This is a genomic window from Aromatoleum diolicum, assembly GCF_012910955.1.
In the GTDB taxonomy this organism is placed as follows: Bacteria; Pseudomonadota; Gammaproteobacteria; order Burkholderiales; family Rhodocyclaceae; genus Aromatoleum; species Aromatoleum diolicum.
This window is the reverse complement of sequence record NZ_WTVQ01000126.1, coordinates 1-460: the sequence shown is the minus strand read 5'-3', so window position 1 is coordinate 460 and position 460 is coordinate 1. Positions and strand designations below refer to the sequence as shown.

The following is a 460-nucleotide window of genomic DNA, read 5'->3' as shown; positions in this document are numbered from 1 at the left end:
AAATACGTCGCCCCCGCGATTGAAAAAGCTGATCCCGGGATTACCCGTACCGGTTTCTCGGCCCGTTACAGGCAATAACCCTGCCAGATGCTGTACCCACGTTAGCCGTGTATACCAGTGTTTCTTATCCGTCTCCGGGTTAAAACACATAGGTAATGCCCGCAAATAGGTGTTCAGTGGTGCAACGTCATACTCCGGCCGCACTGGCTGCAAGCCAGCACCTAGCAACACCGTCGTCAGCTCTACGCATTTATGATTGAGCGTTTCCACATCATCAGCGCGCAGCAAAAACGTCAGCCCAGCACGGTACAGCTTATGCCGGTTACCCAGATACTCTTTGACGGTTTTGACATCCTGGCGAACACGGCCAGACTCGGTGTTCTCCCCTACGGCATTCTTCGCTAGTCGGGTAAAATCGGCTTCCAGCTTATCTTGTGGCTGTACCACAATGGTCATACAC

The 460-nt window shown here is 52.8% G+C and carries 1 protein-coding gene; it reads right to left on the bottom strand.

Annotated features, from left to right (window positions below):
- A partial coding sequence (locus GPA25_RS23705) for a TraC family protein (RefSeq protein ID WP_484463062.1) occupies positions 1–460 on the bottom strand: 460 nt, incomplete at both ends.